Here is a 14,969-nt window from a genome sequence, read left to right as displayed (position 1 = left end):
TCCTAAGCTTGTTTCTAGCATTCAAAAAGGTCCCAATCTGTTAATTTACGAAGAAAAAGGAATTTAGAGGAATTGAAAAAACCAATTATCGAATTCAGAAACGTTTCTAAAGTTTTTGAAGATAGCGACACCAAGGTTCTCAAGGATATTAACTTTGAGTTGGAAGAAGGAAAATTTTACACATTGCTAGGAGCGTCTGGTTCAGGGAAATCAACCATTCTGAATATCATCGCAGGTTTGCTGGATGCAACAACTGGTGATATTTTGTTGGATGGTGTTCGTATCAATGATATCCCGACCAATATACGCGATGTTCACACGGTCTTCCAGTCTTACGCCCTGTTCCCACATATGAATGTCTTTGAAAATGTTGCCTTTCCATTGCGTTTGCGTAAGGTCGATAAGAAAGAAATCGAACAACGTGTGCTTGAAGTTCTCAAGATGGTACAGTTGGAAGGTTTTGAAAAACGTTCTATTCGTAAGCTTTCTGGAGGACAACGTCAGCGTGTAGCAATTGCGCGTGCCATTATCAACCAACCACGTGTGGTCCTCTTGGATGAGCCTTTGTCAGCACTTGACTTAAAGTTGCGGACAGACATGCAGTACGAACTCCGTGAACTGCAACAACGCTTGGGCATTACCTTTGTCTTTGTTACCCACGATCAGGAAGAAGCCCTGGCTATGAGTGACTGGATTTTCGTCATGAATGATGGTGAAATTGTTCAGTCAGGTACACCAGTGGATATCTATGATGAGCCCATTAACCACTTTGTTGCAACCTTCATCGGTGAATCAAATATCTTGCCAGGAACCATGATTGAGGACTACTTGGTTGAGTTCAATGGCAAACGATTTGAAGCGGTCGACGGTGGTATGAAGCCAAATGAACCAGTCGAAGTCGTCATTCGTCCAGAAGACTTGCGCATTACCCTTCCAGAAGAAGGAAAACTTCAAGTGAAGGTCGATACGCAGCTCTTTCGTGGGGTTCACTACGAGATTATCGCTTATGATGAACTGGGTAATGAATGGATGATTCACTCAACTCGTAAGGCCATTGTAGGTGAGGAAATCGGTCTGGACTTTGAACCAGAAGATATCCACATCATGCGTCTCAATGAAACAGAAGAAGAGTTCGATGCTCGTATCGAAGAGTACGTAGAAATCGAAGAGCATGAAGCAGGTTTGATTAACGCTATTGAGGAGGAAAGAGATGAAGAAAACAACCTCTAAACTCTTTGTAGTGCCTTATATGCTTTGGATTGCACTCTTTGTATTGGCACCCTTGGTCTTGATATTTGGACAATCCTTTTTCAACATTGAAGGCCAGTTCAGTTTAGAAAACTATAAATCCTACTTTGCGTCACAAAACTTGACCTATCTCAAAATGAGTTTTAACTCAGTGCTCTATGCAGGAATTGTAACTCTAGTGACGCTACTTATCAGCTACCCAACAGCCCTCTTTTTGACTCGTCTTAAACACCGTCAACTCTGGCTCATGCTGATTATCCTGCCAACCTGGATTAACCTACTCCTTAAGGCTTATGCCTTTATCGGGATTTTTGGTCAAAATGGCTCTATCAACCAATTCCTCGAATTTATTGGAATCGGTTCGCAGCAGTTGCTCTTTACAGATTTCTCATTTATCTTTGTAGCAAGCTACATCGAGCTTCCATTTATGATTTTGCCCATCTTCAATGTTTTGGATGATATGGATAACAATCTCATCAATGCCAGCTATGACCTCGGTGCGACCAAGTGGGAAACCTTCCGCCATGTCATCTTCCCTCTGTCAATGAACGGAGTACGAAGCGGAGTCCAATCCGTATTCATTCCGAGTCTGAGCCTCTTCATGTTGACCCGTTTGATTGGAGGGAACCGAGTGATTACCTTGGGGACTGCCATCGAGCAGAACTTCCTAACCAACGACAATTACGGTATGGGTTCAACTATCGGTGTTGTTCTTATCCTGACTATGTTCGTCACTATGTGGGTGACTAAGGAAAGGAGAGAACGATGAAAAAATTATCGAATCTTTACCTGGCCTTTGTCTTTATCGTCCTTTATTTACCAATCTTCTACTTGATCGTCTATGCCTTCAATGCCGGGGATGATATGAATAGCTTTACAGGCTTTAGTTGGACTCACTTCGAGACGATGTTTGGCGATGGAAGGCTCATGCTGATTTTGGTTCAGACCTTTTTACTAGCCTTTCTATCAGCCTTGATTGCGACAGTGATTGGAACCTTTGGGGCTATCTATATCTATCAATCACGCAAAAAATACCAAGAAGCCTTCCTATCTCTCAATAACATTTTGATGGTTGCGCCAGACGTTATGATTGGTGCCAGCTTCTTGATTCTCTTTACACAGCTCAAGTTTTCACTTGGTTTTCTGACAGTTTTGTCCAGTCACGTGGCCTTCTCGATTCCAATCGTAGTGCTCATGGTCTTGCCTCGATTGAAAGAGATGAATGGAGATATGATTCATGCGGCCTATGACCTTGGGGCTAGTCATTTCCAAATGTTCAAGGAAATTATGCTTCCTTACCTAACGCCGTCTATCATTGCAGGCTACTTTATGGCTTTCACCTATTCATTAGATGACTTTGCTGTGACCTTCTTTGTAACGGGAAATGGTTTTTCAACCTTGTCAGTTGAGATCTACTCTCGAGCTCGTAAGGGAATTTCGCTGGAAATCAATGCTCTTTCAGCCTTGGTCTTTCTCTTTAGTATTATCCTGGTTGTCGGATATTACTTTATTTCACGTGAGAAGGAGGAGCAAGCATGAAACGACTCTATTCATTTTTAGCAGGAATTTTAGCGATTATCCTTGTCTTATGGGGAATTTCTTACCATCTTGATAGTAAAATCAATAGTCGTGATAGTCAAAAATTGGTCATCTACAACTGGGGAGACTATATCGATCCTGAACTTCTAGAGAAATTTACAGAAGAAACCGGGATTCAAGTCCAGTACGAAACCTTTGACTCTAACGAAGCCATGTACACCAAAATTAAGCAGGGTGGGACAACCTATGATATTGCCATCCCAAGTGAGTACATGATTAACAAGATGAAGGATGAAGACCTCTTGGTCCCATTAGATTATAGTAAAATTGAGGGCATTGAGAATATTGGTCCAGAATTTCTCAACCAGTCTTTTGACCCAAACAACAAGTATTCAATCCCATACTTCTGGGGAACTTTGGGAATTGTCTACAATGAAACTATGGTGGAAGAAGCACCTGAACATTGGGATGACCTCTGGAAACCAGAATACAAGGATTCAATCATGCTCTTTGATGGGGCGCGTGAGGTGCTTGGTTTAGGTCTTAACTCACTAGGCTACAGTCTCAACTCTAAAGATCCACAACAGTTGGAGGAGACAGTTGATAAACTCTATAAGCTAACACCTAATGTCAAGGCCATTGTTGCGGATGAGATGAAGGGTTACATGATTCAGAACAATGCTGCTATCGGTGTGACTTTCTCAGGGGAAGCCAGCCAGATGTTGGAAAAGAATCCTAACCTCAAATACGTCGTACCTACAGAAGCAAGTAACCTCTGGTTTGACAATATGGTGATACCAAAGACAGTTAAGAACCAGGATGCAGCCTATGCCTTCATCAACTTCATGTTGAAACCCGAAAATGCTCTCAAAAATGCTGAATATGTCGGTTATTCAACACCAAACAATGCTGCTAAGGAAATGCTCCCTGAGGAGACAAAAGAGGACAAGTCCTTCTATCCAGATGCAGATACTATGAAAAATCTGGAAGTTTATGAGAAATTTGACCATAAATGGACAGGAATTTATAGTGACCTATTCCTACAGTTTAAAATGTATCGGAAGTAGGAGCTTTCCAACTGTCGTAAATAATTTCAATTAAAGTAAAACAAAACCTAGCTTTGAGTAACTAGTAAAGTTTCTAAAGCTAGGTTTTATTATTGTTATAAGTGTTAAGTAGTAATAATTTGTGAATCGTGTTATAATTTTTCTAATCATAAGGAATCTATCTTTTCATAGAAAAAGTGATTTGGGAAGTATTTGTAGGAGTATTATGTCTATTTCGTTTACTTATTGTGGAGTTGCATGTGGTGTCATTTCCGTGGATGACAAATTTCATATAGGAATTGACCCTGATTTATCTCCTAAAGGTACTTTAGTTCAATTTAACGGTTTTGTATCTAAAAAACAAACTGATGTCAATAACGACAAGAAGTTACTTGATAATGTTAATATTTGGTTAATAACTCATGGTCACCAAGACCATTTAGATGAAGTTGGCAAAGGATACCTGAAGGATAAAACTGTAATTTCTCCTAACAGAAAAATCACAAAAAGTTTGTCATGTTTAAAAAGTATAGTTTTAAATTGGGGAGAAGAGCAGTTGTTTTCAGTTGATGAATATCAAATTGCCATTAAAGCTGTACCGGCTTATCATGCGAGTAATTATATAATGCAAAAAATAGTTGGAAAGGTTAATGGATATCAAATAACCATCACAAGTCCTTTGCAAACTAAAAGAATCTACTTTACAGGTGACACGATTATATATCCAAGGGTAACAGATTTTGTTCCCCAAAAAATTGATGCTATTTTTGCAAACCTTGGAGCTGTTAAATCTGATTCATTTGGTGGTCCATTCACAATGAATTTAAAGATGTTAAAGCAATTGGAAACTATACTCCAGCCCCAAAATATCTATCCAATTCATATTGATGATTATAGTCATTACCAGACGACAAAAACAGAAGTTGAAGCTTCCAATTATACAGTCCTATCTGTAGGAGAGACGATTACTATATAAGCTTCAGAATCTATTACTTGATGTAGTATCGTTAAAATTATAAAACTTGACTAATTTCTATCAAAACGATATAATAAGAAAGTTGAGAATTGATTTTCTCTCCATCTTAGTTCAGAGAATTGGCGGTGCTGCGAGCCATCTAAGATAGAAAATCATGCTACTCGATTGTAACAATTGCATAAGAATCAAGAATGACAAGTTCATTGAATGAAGGTGGTACCGCGGTTTTTCGCCCTTCGTGATATGGATTTGTCTTTTATTTTTGGAGGTGCTTATGAAGACATTCCTTGTCAAACAAAAATTTCGCCTAGGTGGTGAACGCTTTGATATCAAAGATGAAATGGGCAATGTTGCCTATCAAGTTGAAGGTTCATTCTTAAAGATTCCAAAGACCTTTACCATCTATGATGCAGTTGGTGAACAGGTCAGTGGAATTAGCAAAGAAATTCTTACCTTTATGCCACGCTTTGAGATTCAACTTAGCAACGGTGATAGTTTCTATATTCGAAAGAAGCTCACTTTCTTCAAAGATAAGTATGAGTTTGACAACCTTGGTCTTCGTATCGAAGGAAATATTTGGGATTTGAATTTTAGACTCCTAGATGATCGTGATCAAGTGATTGCTGAGATTACCAAGGAACTTTTTCATTTAACCTCTACCTATACTGTAACAGTCTACGACGAATCTTATGCAGACCTAGTCATTTCCCTCTGTGTCGCTATCGACTATGTGGAAATGCTAGAAAGCCAATCTAATTAGTAAAAAGGAGACATTATGAAACAATTATCTAGTGCACAAGTCCGCCAAATGTGGCTTGATTTCTGGGCAAGCAAAGGACACTCTGTAGAACCATCAGTCAGCTTGGTTCCTGTAAATGACCCAACTCTTTTGTGGATCAACTCTGGGGTAGCAACCCTTAAGAAATACTTTGACGGGACTATTATCCCTGAAAATCCACGTATTACCAATGCCCAAAAAGCAATCCGTACCAACGATATCGAAAACGTAGGGAAGACTGCCCGTCACCATACCATGTTTGAAATGTTGGGGAACTTCTCAATCGGGGATTACTTCCGTGACGAAGCCATTACATGGGCATATGAGCTTTTGACAAGTCCTGAGTGGTTTGACTTCCCTAAAGACAAACTCTACATGACCTACTATCCAGATGATACAGATTCTTACAACCGCTGGATTGAAGTAGGAGTGGATCCAAGCCACTTGATCCCAATCGAAGACAACTTCTGGGAAATCGGTGCGGGACCTTCTGGACCTGATACAGAAATCTTCTTTGACCGTGGAGAAGCTTTTGACCCAGAAAATATCGGTATTCGCCTTCTTGCAGAAGATATCGAAAACGACCGTTACATCGAAATCTGGAACATTGTATTGTCACAATTTAACGCAGACCCTGCGGTTCCTCGTAGCGAGTACAAAGAATTGCCACACAAAAACATTGATACGGGTGCTGGTTTAGAGCGTTTGGTAGCGGTGATCCAAGGGGCGAAGACAAACTTTGAAACAGACCTATTTATGCCTATTATTCGCGAAGTTGAGAAGTTGTCTGGTAAGGTCTACGACCAAGATGGCGACAACATGAGCTTCAAGGTTATTGCAGACCACATCCGTTCGCTTTCATTTGCGATTGGGGATGGTGCCCTTCCTGGAAATGAAGGTCGTGGTTATGTCCTTCGTCGTCTTCTCCGTCGTGCCTCTATGCATGGACAAAAATTGGGCATCAACGAGCCTTTCCTTTACAAACTGGTTCCAACTGTTGGTAAGATCATGGAAAGCTACTACCCAGAAGTGCTTGAAAAACGTGATTTTATCGAAAAAATCGTTAAGAGCGAGGAAGAGTCATTTGCTCGTACCCTTCACTCAGGTCAACACTTTGCAGAAACTATCGTAGCAGACTTGAAAGCTAAAGGTCAAAGCGTCATCGCTGGTCAAGATGTCTTCAAACTTTATGATACATACGGATTTCCAGTTGAGTTGACGGAAGAAATCGCTGAAGAAGCTGGGATGACTGTCGATCGTGAAGGTTTTGAAGCAGCCATGAAAGAACAGCAAGAACGTGCGCGTGCATCTGCTGTCAAAGGTGGATCTATGGGTATGCAAAATGAAACCCTTCAAAACATCACTGTAGAAAGTGTCTTCAACTACAATGCTAGCCAATTGTCCTCTAAGTTGGTGGCTATCGTAGCGGACAATGCAGAAGTAGAGGCTGTATCAGAAGGAACTGCGTCACTTATCTTTGCAGAAACTCCATTCTACGCTGAAATGGGTGGACAAGTTGCGGACCATGGTCAAATCTTGGATGCTGCAGGAAATGTTGTAGCGACTGTAACAGACGTTCAAAAAGCACCAAACGGACAAGCATTGCACACCGTTGAAGTTCTTGCTCCTCTTGCATTGAACCAAGAATACACTTTGGCCATCGATAGCAATCGTCGTCATCGTGTCATGAAGAACCACACAGCCACTCACTTGCTCCATGCGGCTCTTCACAATATTCTTGGCCACCATGCTACTCAAGCAGGTTCACTTAATGAAGTAGAATTCCTTCGCTTTGACTTCACTCACTTCCAAGCCGTGACTCCAGAAGAATTGCGTGCTATTGAACAACAAGTCAATGAGAAGATTTGGGAAGCCATCGCAGTAGAAACAGTTGAGACTGATATTGACACAGCTAAAGAAATGGGAGCTATGGCCCTCTTTGGTGAGAAATACGGTAAGGAAGTCCGTGTTGTGACCATTGGTGATTACTCTGTTGAGCTCTGTGGTGGTACCCACGTTGGCAATACTTCTGAAATCGGTCTCTTCAAGATTGTTAAAGAAGAAGGTATCGGATCAGGAACTCGTCGTATCTTGGCAGTGACTGGCAAGGAAGCCTTCGAAGCATACCGTGAACAAGAAGATGCACTGAAAGCAGTAGCAGCAACCTTGAAAGCTCCTCAACTCAAAGAAGTACCTCACAAGGTGGAAGGACTTCAAGAGCAACTCCGTCAATTGCAAAAAGAAAATGCAGAATTGAAGGAAAAAGCAGCGGCAGCGGCAGCAGGTGATGTCTTCAAGAATGTTCAAGAAGCAAACGGACACCGTTACATTGCCAGCCAAGTATCTGTATCAGACGCAGGTGCCCTTCGTACCTTTGCGGATAACTGGAAACAAAAAGATTACTCTGATGTCCTTGTTCTTGTCGCAGCTATCGGTGACAAGGTCAATGTCCTTGTAGCCAGCAAGACAAAAGATGTGCATGCAGGTAATGTGATTAAAGAATTAGCTCCAATCGTTGATGGACGTGGTGGTGGTAAACCAGACATGGCCATGGCAGGAGGAAGCAATCAAGCTAAAATCCAAGAATTGTTGGATGCAGTAGCAGGTAAATTGTAAGAAAGCAAAGATCTATCCAGTAGGGTAGGTCTTTTTCAATGTATAAGAAAAAACTCCTCACAGGAGTGAGGAGTTATGTAGTTACTAGGAATTAAACAATACCTTGTGCAATCATAGCATTTGCTACGTTTTCAAAGGCTGCAATATTTGCACCTGCAAGGTAGTCAGTACCAAGACCGTAAGTTTCTGCAGTTGTTTTAGCAGTGTTGAAGATGTTAGTCATGATATCTTTCAAACGACCGTCAACTTCTTCACGTGTCCATGAAAGGCGAAGGCTGTTTTGGCTCATTTCAAGAGCAGATACAGCTACACCGCCAGCATTGGCAGCTTTGGCAGGTCCGTAAAGGATTCCATTTTCTTTGTAGACTTTGATAGCTTCAAGGTCGCTAGGCATGTTGGCTCCTTCAGATACACAGATAACTCCTTGAGCAACAAAGCGTTTCGCAGCTTCACCGTTGATTTCGTTTTGAGTCGCACATGGAAGAGCGATATCGTAGTTTCCAGTGTAAGTCCATACAGAACCTTCGTGGTATGTAGCAGTAGGTTTTTCTGCAGCATACTCAGTTAAACGAGCACGACGGTTGTTTTTAACATCTGACAAAAGATCGAAGTCAATACCGTTTTCGTCGATGACGTAACCGTTTGAGTCAGAGACTGAGATAACAGTTGCACCAAGTTCAGTAGCTTTTTGAAGAGCGTATTGAGCTACGTTACCAGAACCTGAAATAACAACTTTCTTACCAGCAAAGCTGTTTCCGTTAGCTTTAAGCATTTCTTCAGTGTAGTAAACCAATCCATAACCAGTTGCTTCTGGACGAATCAAGCTACCACCAAATCCAAGAGGTTTACCAGTCAAGACACCAGCATCAAATTGGTTGAGGCGTTTGTATTGTCCGTAAAGGTAACCAATTTCACGTCCACCGACACCGATATCACCAGCAGGCACGTCAAGAGATGGTCCGATGTATTTTTGCAATTCAGTCATGAAGCTTTGGCAGAAGCGCATCACTTCAGCATCATTTTTGCCTTTAGGATCGAAGTCTGATCCACCTTTACCTCCACCGATTGGAAGTCCAGTCAAAACGTTTTTAAAGATTTGTTCGAATCCGAGGAATTTCAAGATCCCTTGGTTAACAGTTGGGTGGAAACGAAGTCCGCCTTTATATGGTCCAACAGCTGAGTTGAATTGAACACGGTAACCACGGTTAACTTGAACTTTTCCATCACGGTCAACCCAAGGAACGCGGAAAGAAATTACGCGCTCAGGCTCAGTGATACGTGCCAAGATATTTTCTTCAATATACTCAGGGTGTTTTTCAAAGACAGGCTCCAAAGTGCTGAAGAATTCTTCAACCGCCTGGAGAAATTCAGCCTCATGCCCGTTACGAGCTTTTACAGTTTCAAACACGCTTTGGATATATTCTTTAGCAGATGTCATATCGTTCTCCTTTTTTGTTGTCATATTTTATTACATGAGACATTATAGCAGAAAAATTTTTCAGTGTAAAGAAAAAAACATAAATTTTCTAAAAATTCTTTCAATTTGGATTAGCTAGTTTTATTAGCTGAATAAGAACCTTTTTATAGGATTAGTTTTATTAAAAGAGTCCGGCCAAAGTATGGTATAATAGTAGCAATATAAAGGAATCTGGAGGAACAGAATCATGGTATCAACTAAAACACAGATTGCTGGTTTTGAATTTGATAATTGCTTGATGAATGCGGCAGGAGTTGCTTGTATGACTATTGAGGAATTGGAAGGTGTTAAAAACTCAGCAGCAGGAACCTTCGTCACTAAAACAGCAACCTTGGAATTTCGTCAGGGGAATCCTGAACCACGCTACCAAGATGTTCCACTTGGCTCTATCAACTCTATGGGTTTGCCAAATAATGGTTTAGACTATTACTTGAACTACCTTTTGGAATTGCAAGAAAAGGAACCAAATCGTACCTTCTTTTTATCATTAGTTGGAATGTCTCCAGAGGAAACTCATACCATTTTGAAGAAGGTGCAAGAAAGTGATTTTCGTGGTCTAACTGAACTCAATCTCTCATGTCCCAATGTTCCAGGAAAACCTCAGATTGCCTATGATTTTGAAACAACAGACCGTATTTTGTCAGAAGTCTTTGAGTATTTTACAAAACCTCTAGGAATTAAGCTACCACCTTATTTTGATATAGTTCACTTTGACCAGGCTGCAGCTATTTTTAACAAATATCCGCTCAAATTTGTCAATTGTGTCAACTCTATTGGAAATGGTCTTTATATTCAAGATGAGTCGGTCGTGATTCGTCCTAAGAATGGCTTTGGTGGAATTGGTGGAGAATACATTAAACCAACTGCCCTTGCCAATGTCCATGCCTTTTATCAACGCTTAAATACAGAAATTCAAATCATTGGAACTGGTGGAGTATTAACAGGGCGTGATGCTTTTGAACATATCTTATGTGGTGCTAGCATGGTGCAGGTAGGAACTACTCTTCATAAAGAAGGAGTAGGTGCTTTTGAGCGTATTACCAAGGAACTCAAAGAAATTATGGTGGAAAAAGGTTATCAAAGCCTAGATGATTTCCGTGGTAAATTACATTATATTGATTAAATAAAAGTGAAACTAAAAAGAAAGGAGAATAGATGCTAGCCATAGAAGAAAGCCGAAAACTGTCCTTAGCTAACCTTCCGAGTTTGACCCTGTTTACAGGGGTCGACCAAGGCCAGTATGACGTCATGAAAACACAGGTTCTAAAACAAATCGGCTACGATTCTGCAGATTTGAACTTTGCTTATTTTGACATGAAAGAAGTAGACTACAAAAGCTTGGAACTAGAGTTGGTCAGTCTTCCTTTCTTTGCGGATGAAAAGATTGTTATTTTAGATCATTTTCTCGACATAACGACAGCTAAAAAACGCTATCTATCTGATGATGAACTTAAGTCTTTTGAAGACTATCTGGAAAATCCTTTACCTTCTAGTAAACTAGTCATTTTTGCTGAAGGGAAGTTGGTTAGTAAGAGACGTTTGGTCAAATTGCTCAAGCGCGATGCGAAGGTTTTTGAAGCCATCGAGCCAAAAGAACAAGAGATGCGTGCTTATTTTCAAAAGTGGGCTCAGGAACAAGGACTTTCCTTTGAGGGGAAAGCTTTTGAACAGTTACTTATCAAATCAGGTTTTCAATTCAGTGAAATTCAAAAAAATCTACTCTTCTTACAGGCCTACAAGGATAATGGTGACATTACAGAAGAAGACATTGTTGAAGCCATACCAAAGACTTTGCAGGATAATATCTTTGATTTAACCCAATTGATTTTAGGGAAGAAGATCGATCAGGCGCGTGATTTAGTGAAGGATTTGACCTTGCAGGGAGAAGATGAGATTAAACTGATTGCCATTATGCTGGGACAGTTCAGACTCTACACACAGGTTAAAATTTTGCAAGAGTCTGGTCAGACAGAATCTCAGATGGTCAGCAGTTTAGGTCACTATCTTGGTCGCAATCCTAATCCTTACCAAATCAAATTTGCCCTTCGTGACACACGAGCTTTGTCCTTGAATTTCTTACAGGATTCTATCCGTTATCTCATCCAAGCAGATTATCAAATTAAGACTGGTGTTTACGAAAAAGGCTACCTGTTTGAGAAGGCTTTGTTGCAAATTGCGAGCCAGTCAAATTGAGCAAATAACTTGAAAAAAAAGGTTGTTTGCGTTATCATTTTTATATAGAAAGAAAAGAGGTATTACAGATGGCTATTATCTTACCAGATCTTCCATACGCTTACGACGCCTTGGAACCATATATTGATGCTGAAACAATGCATTTACACCATGACAAACATCACCAAGCATATGTAAATAACGCTAATGCAGCTCTTGAAAAACACCCTGAAATTGGTGAAGACCTTGAAGCTTTGCTTGCTGATGTAGAATCTATCCCAGCTGATATCCGTCAAGCGCTTATCAACAACGGTGGTGGACACTTGAATCATGCTCTTTTCTGGGAATTGATGACTCCTGAAAAAACAGCTCCTTCAGCAGAACTTGCAGCAGCAATCGATGCAACATTTGGTTCATTCGATGAATTCCAAGCAGCATTTACTGCGGCAGCAACAACACGTTTCGGTTCTGGATGGGCATGGTTGGTTGTTAACAAAGAAGGTAAACTTGAAGTGACTTCAACAGCAAACCAAGACACACCAATCTCAGAAGGTAAGAAACCAATCTTGGGCTTGGACGTTTGGGAACATGCCTACTATGTGAAATATCGCAACGTTCGTCCTGACTATATCAAAGCTTTCTTCTCAGTGATTAACTGGAACAAAGTAGACGAGCTTTACGCAGCAGCTAAATAATCGCATTTGATAACACCCCTTTTTAGTTGGATTTTGAGTCTAGCTTTAAAGGTGTTTTTTGTTTACTTTGCTTAGAAGTCTAGGATACATGATTTTCCTTTGTTGGATAGACTTGATTTATGGTATAATGAAAAAATAGAAAACGAAGGAGAAGTCATGAATATTCAACAATTACGTTATGTTGTTGCTATTGCCAATAGTGGTACTTTTCGTGAAGCGGCTGAGAAAATGTACGTTAGCCAACCCAGTCTATCTATTTCTGTAAGAGATCTGGAGAAAGAGCTAGGATTCAAGATTTTCCGCAGAACTAGTTCGGGTACCTTTCTTACTCGTCGTGGAATGGAATTTTATGAAAAAGCCCAAGAGTTGGTCAAAGGATTTGATGTTTTCCAGAACCAGTATGCCAATCCTGAAGAGGAAAAGGATGAGTTTTCAATAGCCAGCCAGCACTATGATTTCTTACCTCCGACTATCACAACTTTTTCTCAACGGTACCCAGACTATAAAAATTTCCGTATTTTTGAATCTACAACTGTTCAGATTTTGGATGAAGTAGCCCAAGGTCATAGTGAAATTGGGATTATTTACCTCAACAATCAAAACCAAAAAGGTATCATGCAGCGGATTGAAAAATTAGGTCTTGAAGTAATTGAGTTGATTCCTTTCCAAACGCACATTTATTTACGTGAGGGCCATCCCTTGGCTAAGAAAAAAGAACTGGTCATGGATGATTTAGTTGATTTGCCAACAGTTCGTTTCACACAAGAGAAGGATGAATATCTCTATTACTCAGAAAACTTTGTGGACACAAGTGCCAGCTCCCAGATGTTTAACGTAACAGACCGCGCTACTTTAAATGGAATTCTTGAAAGAACAAATGCTTATGCGACTGGTTCTGGATTCTTAGATAGCGATAGTGTGAACGGGATCACCGTTATTCCACTAAATGATAATCTCAATAATCGCATGGTTTATGTCAAACGTGAAGAGGTAGAATTGAGCCAAGCGGGAACTTTATTCGTAGAGGTTATGCAAGAGTATTTTAATCAGAAGAGGAAGGCATGAAAAAAAGAGGACTAGTAGTATGGATTATAGGATCCTTAATCCTATTCGACCAATTGGTAAAGTCTTATGTCGTTCAGAATATTGCTCTTGGTGAAATCAAGTCATGGATCCCAAATCTAGTTAGTTTAACCTATCTGCAAAATAGAGGAGCAGCCTTTTCGATGCTCCAAGATCAACAGTGGTTTTTTGCAGTGATTACCCTCGTAGTCATGGTTGGAGCTATCTGGTATCTTCATAAGCATATAGAGGATTCCTTCTGGACAGTCTTTGGATTGGTTTTGATTATTGCAGGTGGTCTGGGGAACTTTATTGATCGTATTAGCCAAGGATTTGTCGTGGATATGTTTCACTTAGACTTTATCAATTTCGCGATTTTCAATGTGGCTGATAGTTATCTGACAGTAGGGGTCGTTGTGTTATTGCTTGCAATGCTAAAAGAGGAAATGAATGGAAATTAAAATTGAAAGAGGCGGGATACGCCTAGATAAGGCTTTGTCAGATTTGACAGAATTGTCTCGTAGTCTCGCCAATGAACAAATCAAGTCTGGTCAAGTCTTGGTCAACGGCCAGGTCAAGAAAGCCAAATATACAGTCCAAGAAGGAGATATGATCACTTATCAAATTCCCGAACCAGAGGTTTTGGAGTATGTAGCAGAGGATATTCCTTTAGAAATTATTTATCAAGATGAGGATGTAGCAGTAGTCAATAAACCTCAAGGCATGGTTGTTCATCCAAGTGCTGGTCATACCAGTGGTACCTTGGTGAATGCCCTTATGTATCATATTAAGGACTTATCAGGAATTAATGGTGTGCTGCGCCCAGGGATTGTCCATCGTATCGATAAGGACACATCTGGGCTTCTCATGGTTGCTAAAAATGATGAAGCGCATTTAGCACTTGCTCAAGAATTGAAAGACAAGAAATCTCTTCGAAAATATTGGGCTATTGTTCATGGTAATCTTCCAAATGACCGAGGTGTTATTGAGGCACCGATTGGTCGAAGTGAAAAAGACCGTAAGAAACAATCTGTCACTGCTAAAGGAAAACCAGCAGTGACACGTTTCCAAGTCTTAGAACGCTTTGGTGACTATTCTTTATTAGAGTTGCAACTGGAAACAGGACGGACCCATCAAATCCGTGTACACATGGCTTATATCGGTCATCCTGTAGCTGGTGATGAGGTTTATGGACCTCGTAAAACCCTAAAGGGACATGGACAATTTCTCCATGCCAAGACTCTTGGATTTACCCATCCAAGAACGGGTGAAACGCTGGAATTTACTGCTGATATTCCAGAAATATTCAAGCAAACCTTGGAGAAACTTAGAAATGAACAATAAAAAAGGACTCAATTGA

Annotated in this window: 14 protein-coding genes; 13 read left to right on the top strand and 1 reads right to left on the bottom strand. The window is 40.4% G+C overall.

What is annotated here, in order from left to right:
* The first annotated feature begins 72 nt into the window (after positions 1-72).
* From QM419_RS03780 to alaS, 7 genes are all read left to right on the top strand, one after another.
* Complete coding sequence (locus QM419_RS03780) at positions 73-1,230, top strand: ABC transporter ATP-binding protein (RefSeq protein WP_414277939.1); 1,158 nt, start codon at positions 73-75, stop codon at positions 1,228-1,230.
* Positions 1,211-2,017: an ABC transporter permease gene (locus tag QM419_RS03775; protein ID WP_016466000.1), complete on the top strand. Its 807-nt coding sequence runs from the start codon at positions 1,211-1,213 to the stop codon at positions 2,015-2,017. The genes QM419_RS03780 and QM419_RS03775 overlap by 20 nt, the downstream gene beginning before the upstream one ends.
* Positions 2,014-2,787 carry an ABC transporter permease gene (locus QM419_RS03770; RefSeq protein WP_414277938.1) on the top strand — a complete coding sequence of 258 codons (774 nt, stop codon included), beginning with the start codon at positions 2,014-2,016 and terminating at the stop codon, positions 2,785-2,787. Before QM419_RS03775 ends, QM419_RS03770 begins: the two co-directional genes overlap by 4 nt.
* A complete protein-coding gene (locus QM419_RS03765; RefSeq protein ID WP_414277937.1) occupies positions 2,784-3,854 on the top strand; it encodes an ABC transporter substrate-binding protein in 1,071 nt (356 codons plus the stop codon). Before QM419_RS03770 ends, QM419_RS03765 begins: the two co-directional genes overlap by 4 nt.
* Positions 3,855-4,059: 205 nt before the next feature.
* Positions 4,060-4,809, top strand: a complete 750-nt coding sequence (locus QM419_RS03760; protein WP_414277936.1) for an MBL fold metallo-hydrolase — start codon at positions 4,060-4,062, stop codon at positions 4,807-4,809.
* 274 nt (positions 4,810-5,083) lie between these two features.
* On the top strand, positions 5,084-5,569 hold the full coding sequence (locus tag QM419_RS03755) for an LURP-one-related/scramblase family protein (RefSeq protein WP_414277935.1): 486 nt from the start codon (positions 5,084-5,086) through the stop codon (positions 5,567-5,569).
* Between the two features lie 15 nt (positions 5,570-5,584).
* Positions 5,585-8,203, top strand: coding sequence for an alanine--tRNA ligase (gene alaS / locus QM419_RS03750; protein ID WP_414277934.1), 2,619 nt, complete (start codon positions 5,585-5,587; stop codon positions 8,201-8,203).
* 91 nt (positions 8,204-8,294) lie between these two features.
* Here the strand turns inward: alaS and gdhA are convergent, their stop codons facing one another.
* A complete protein-coding gene (gene gdhA / locus QM419_RS03745) occupies positions 8,295-9,641 on the bottom strand; it encodes an NADP-specific glutamate dehydrogenase (protein ID WP_414277933.1) in 1,347 nt (448 codons plus the stop codon).
* Positions 9,642-9,867: 226 nt separating this feature from the next.
* Between gdhA and QM419_RS03740 the strand changes: the two genes are divergently transcribed.
* From QM419_RS03740 to QM419_RS03715, 6 genes are all read left to right on the top strand, one after another.
* The gene (locus QM419_RS03740; protein WP_414277932.1) at positions 9,868-10,803 is read left to right on the top strand and encodes a dihydroorotate oxidase; all 936 of its coding nucleotides are present in this window, start codon (positions 9,868-9,870) and stop codon (positions 10,801-10,803) included.
* A 32-nt stretch (positions 10,804-10,835) separates the two neighbouring features.
* Entirely contained in the window at positions 10,836-11,873 is a 1,038-nt protein-coding gene (gene holA / locus QM419_RS03735) for a DNA polymerase III subunit delta (RefSeq protein ID WP_414277931.1), read from the top strand.
* Between the two features lie 68 nt (positions 11,874-11,941).
* The gene (gene sodA / locus QM419_RS03730; RefSeq protein ID WP_414277930.1) at positions 11,942-12,547 is read left to right on the top strand and encodes a superoxide dismutase SodA; all 606 of its coding nucleotides are present in this window, start codon (positions 11,942-11,944) and stop codon (positions 12,545-12,547) included.
* Positions 12,548-12,703: 156 nt separating this feature from the next.
* Positions 12,704-13,612 (top strand): LysR family transcriptional regulator, encoded by a 909-nt coding sequence (locus tag QM419_RS03725; RefSeq protein ID WP_414277929.1) that lies wholly within the window; start codon positions 12,704-12,706, stop codon positions 13,610-13,612.
* The gene (gene lspA, locus QM419_RS03720) at positions 13,609-14,070 is read left to right on the top strand and encodes a signal peptidase II (RefSeq protein WP_414277928.1); all 462 of its coding nucleotides are present in this window, start codon (positions 13,609-13,611) and stop codon (positions 14,068-14,070) included. The genes QM419_RS03725 and lspA overlap by 4 nt, the downstream gene beginning before the upstream one ends.
* Entirely contained in the window at positions 14,060-14,953 is an 894-nt protein-coding gene (locus QM419_RS03715) for an RluA family pseudouridine synthase (RefSeq protein WP_414277927.1), read from the top strand. Before lspA ends, QM419_RS03715 begins: the two co-directional genes overlap by 11 nt.
* The last annotated feature ends 16 nt before the right edge of the window (positions 14,954-14,969 follow it).

This window comes from Streptococcus infantis, from assembly GCF_047464715.1.
Lineage (GTDB): Bacteria > Bacillota > Bacilli > Lactobacillales > Streptococcaceae > Streptococcus > Streptococcus infantis_S.
Note: the sequence above shows the minus strand (reverse complement) of the source record. Positions and strands in the feature narration are given on the sequence as shown.

Coding starts and splice junctions, on each gene's coding strand:
- QM419_RS03775 (WP_016466000.1), top strand. CDS start 1,211: ATGAAGAAAACAACCTCTAAACTCTTTGTAGTGCCTTATATGCTTTGG.
- QM419_RS03770 (WP_414277938.1), top strand. CDS start 2,014: ATGAAAAAATTATCGAATCTTTACCTGGCCTTTGTCTTTATCGTCCTT.
- QM419_RS03765 (WP_414277937.1), top strand. CDS start 2,784: ATGAAACGACTCTATTCATTTTTAGCAGGAATTTTAGCGATTATCCTT.
- QM419_RS03760 (WP_414277936.1), top strand. CDS start 4,060: ATGTCTATTTCGTTTACTTATTGTGGAGTTGCATGTGGTGTCATTTCC.
- QM419_RS03755 (WP_414277935.1), top strand. CDS start 5,084: ATGAAGACATTCCTTGTCAAACAAAAATTTCGCCTAGGTGGTGAACGC.
- alaS (WP_414277934.1), top strand. CDS start 5,585: ATGAAACAATTATCTAGTGCACAAGTCCGCCAAATGTGGCTTGATTTC.
- gdhA (WP_414277933.1), bottom strand. CDS start 9,641: ATGACATCTGCTAAAGAATATATCCAAAGCGTGTTTGAAACTGTAAAA.
- QM419_RS03740 (WP_414277932.1), top strand. CDS start 9,868: ATGGTATCAACTAAAACACAGATTGCTGGTTTTGAATTTGATAATTGC.
- holA (WP_414277931.1), top strand. CDS start 10,836: ATGCTAGCCATAGAAGAAAGCCGAAAACTGTCCTTAGCTAACCTTCCG.
- sodA (WP_414277930.1), top strand. CDS start 11,942: ATGGCTATTATCTTACCAGATCTTCCATACGCTTACGACGCCTTGGAA.
- QM419_RS03725 (WP_414277929.1), top strand. CDS start 12,704: ATGAATATTCAACAATTACGTTATGTTGTTGCTATTGCCAATAGTGGT.
- lspA (WP_414277928.1), top strand. CDS start 13,609: ATGAAAAAAAGAGGACTAGTAGTATGGATTATAGGATCCTTAATCCTA.
- QM419_RS03715 (WP_414277927.1), top strand. CDS start 14,060: ATGGAAATTAAAATTGAAAGAGGCGGGATACGCCTAGATAAGGCTTTG.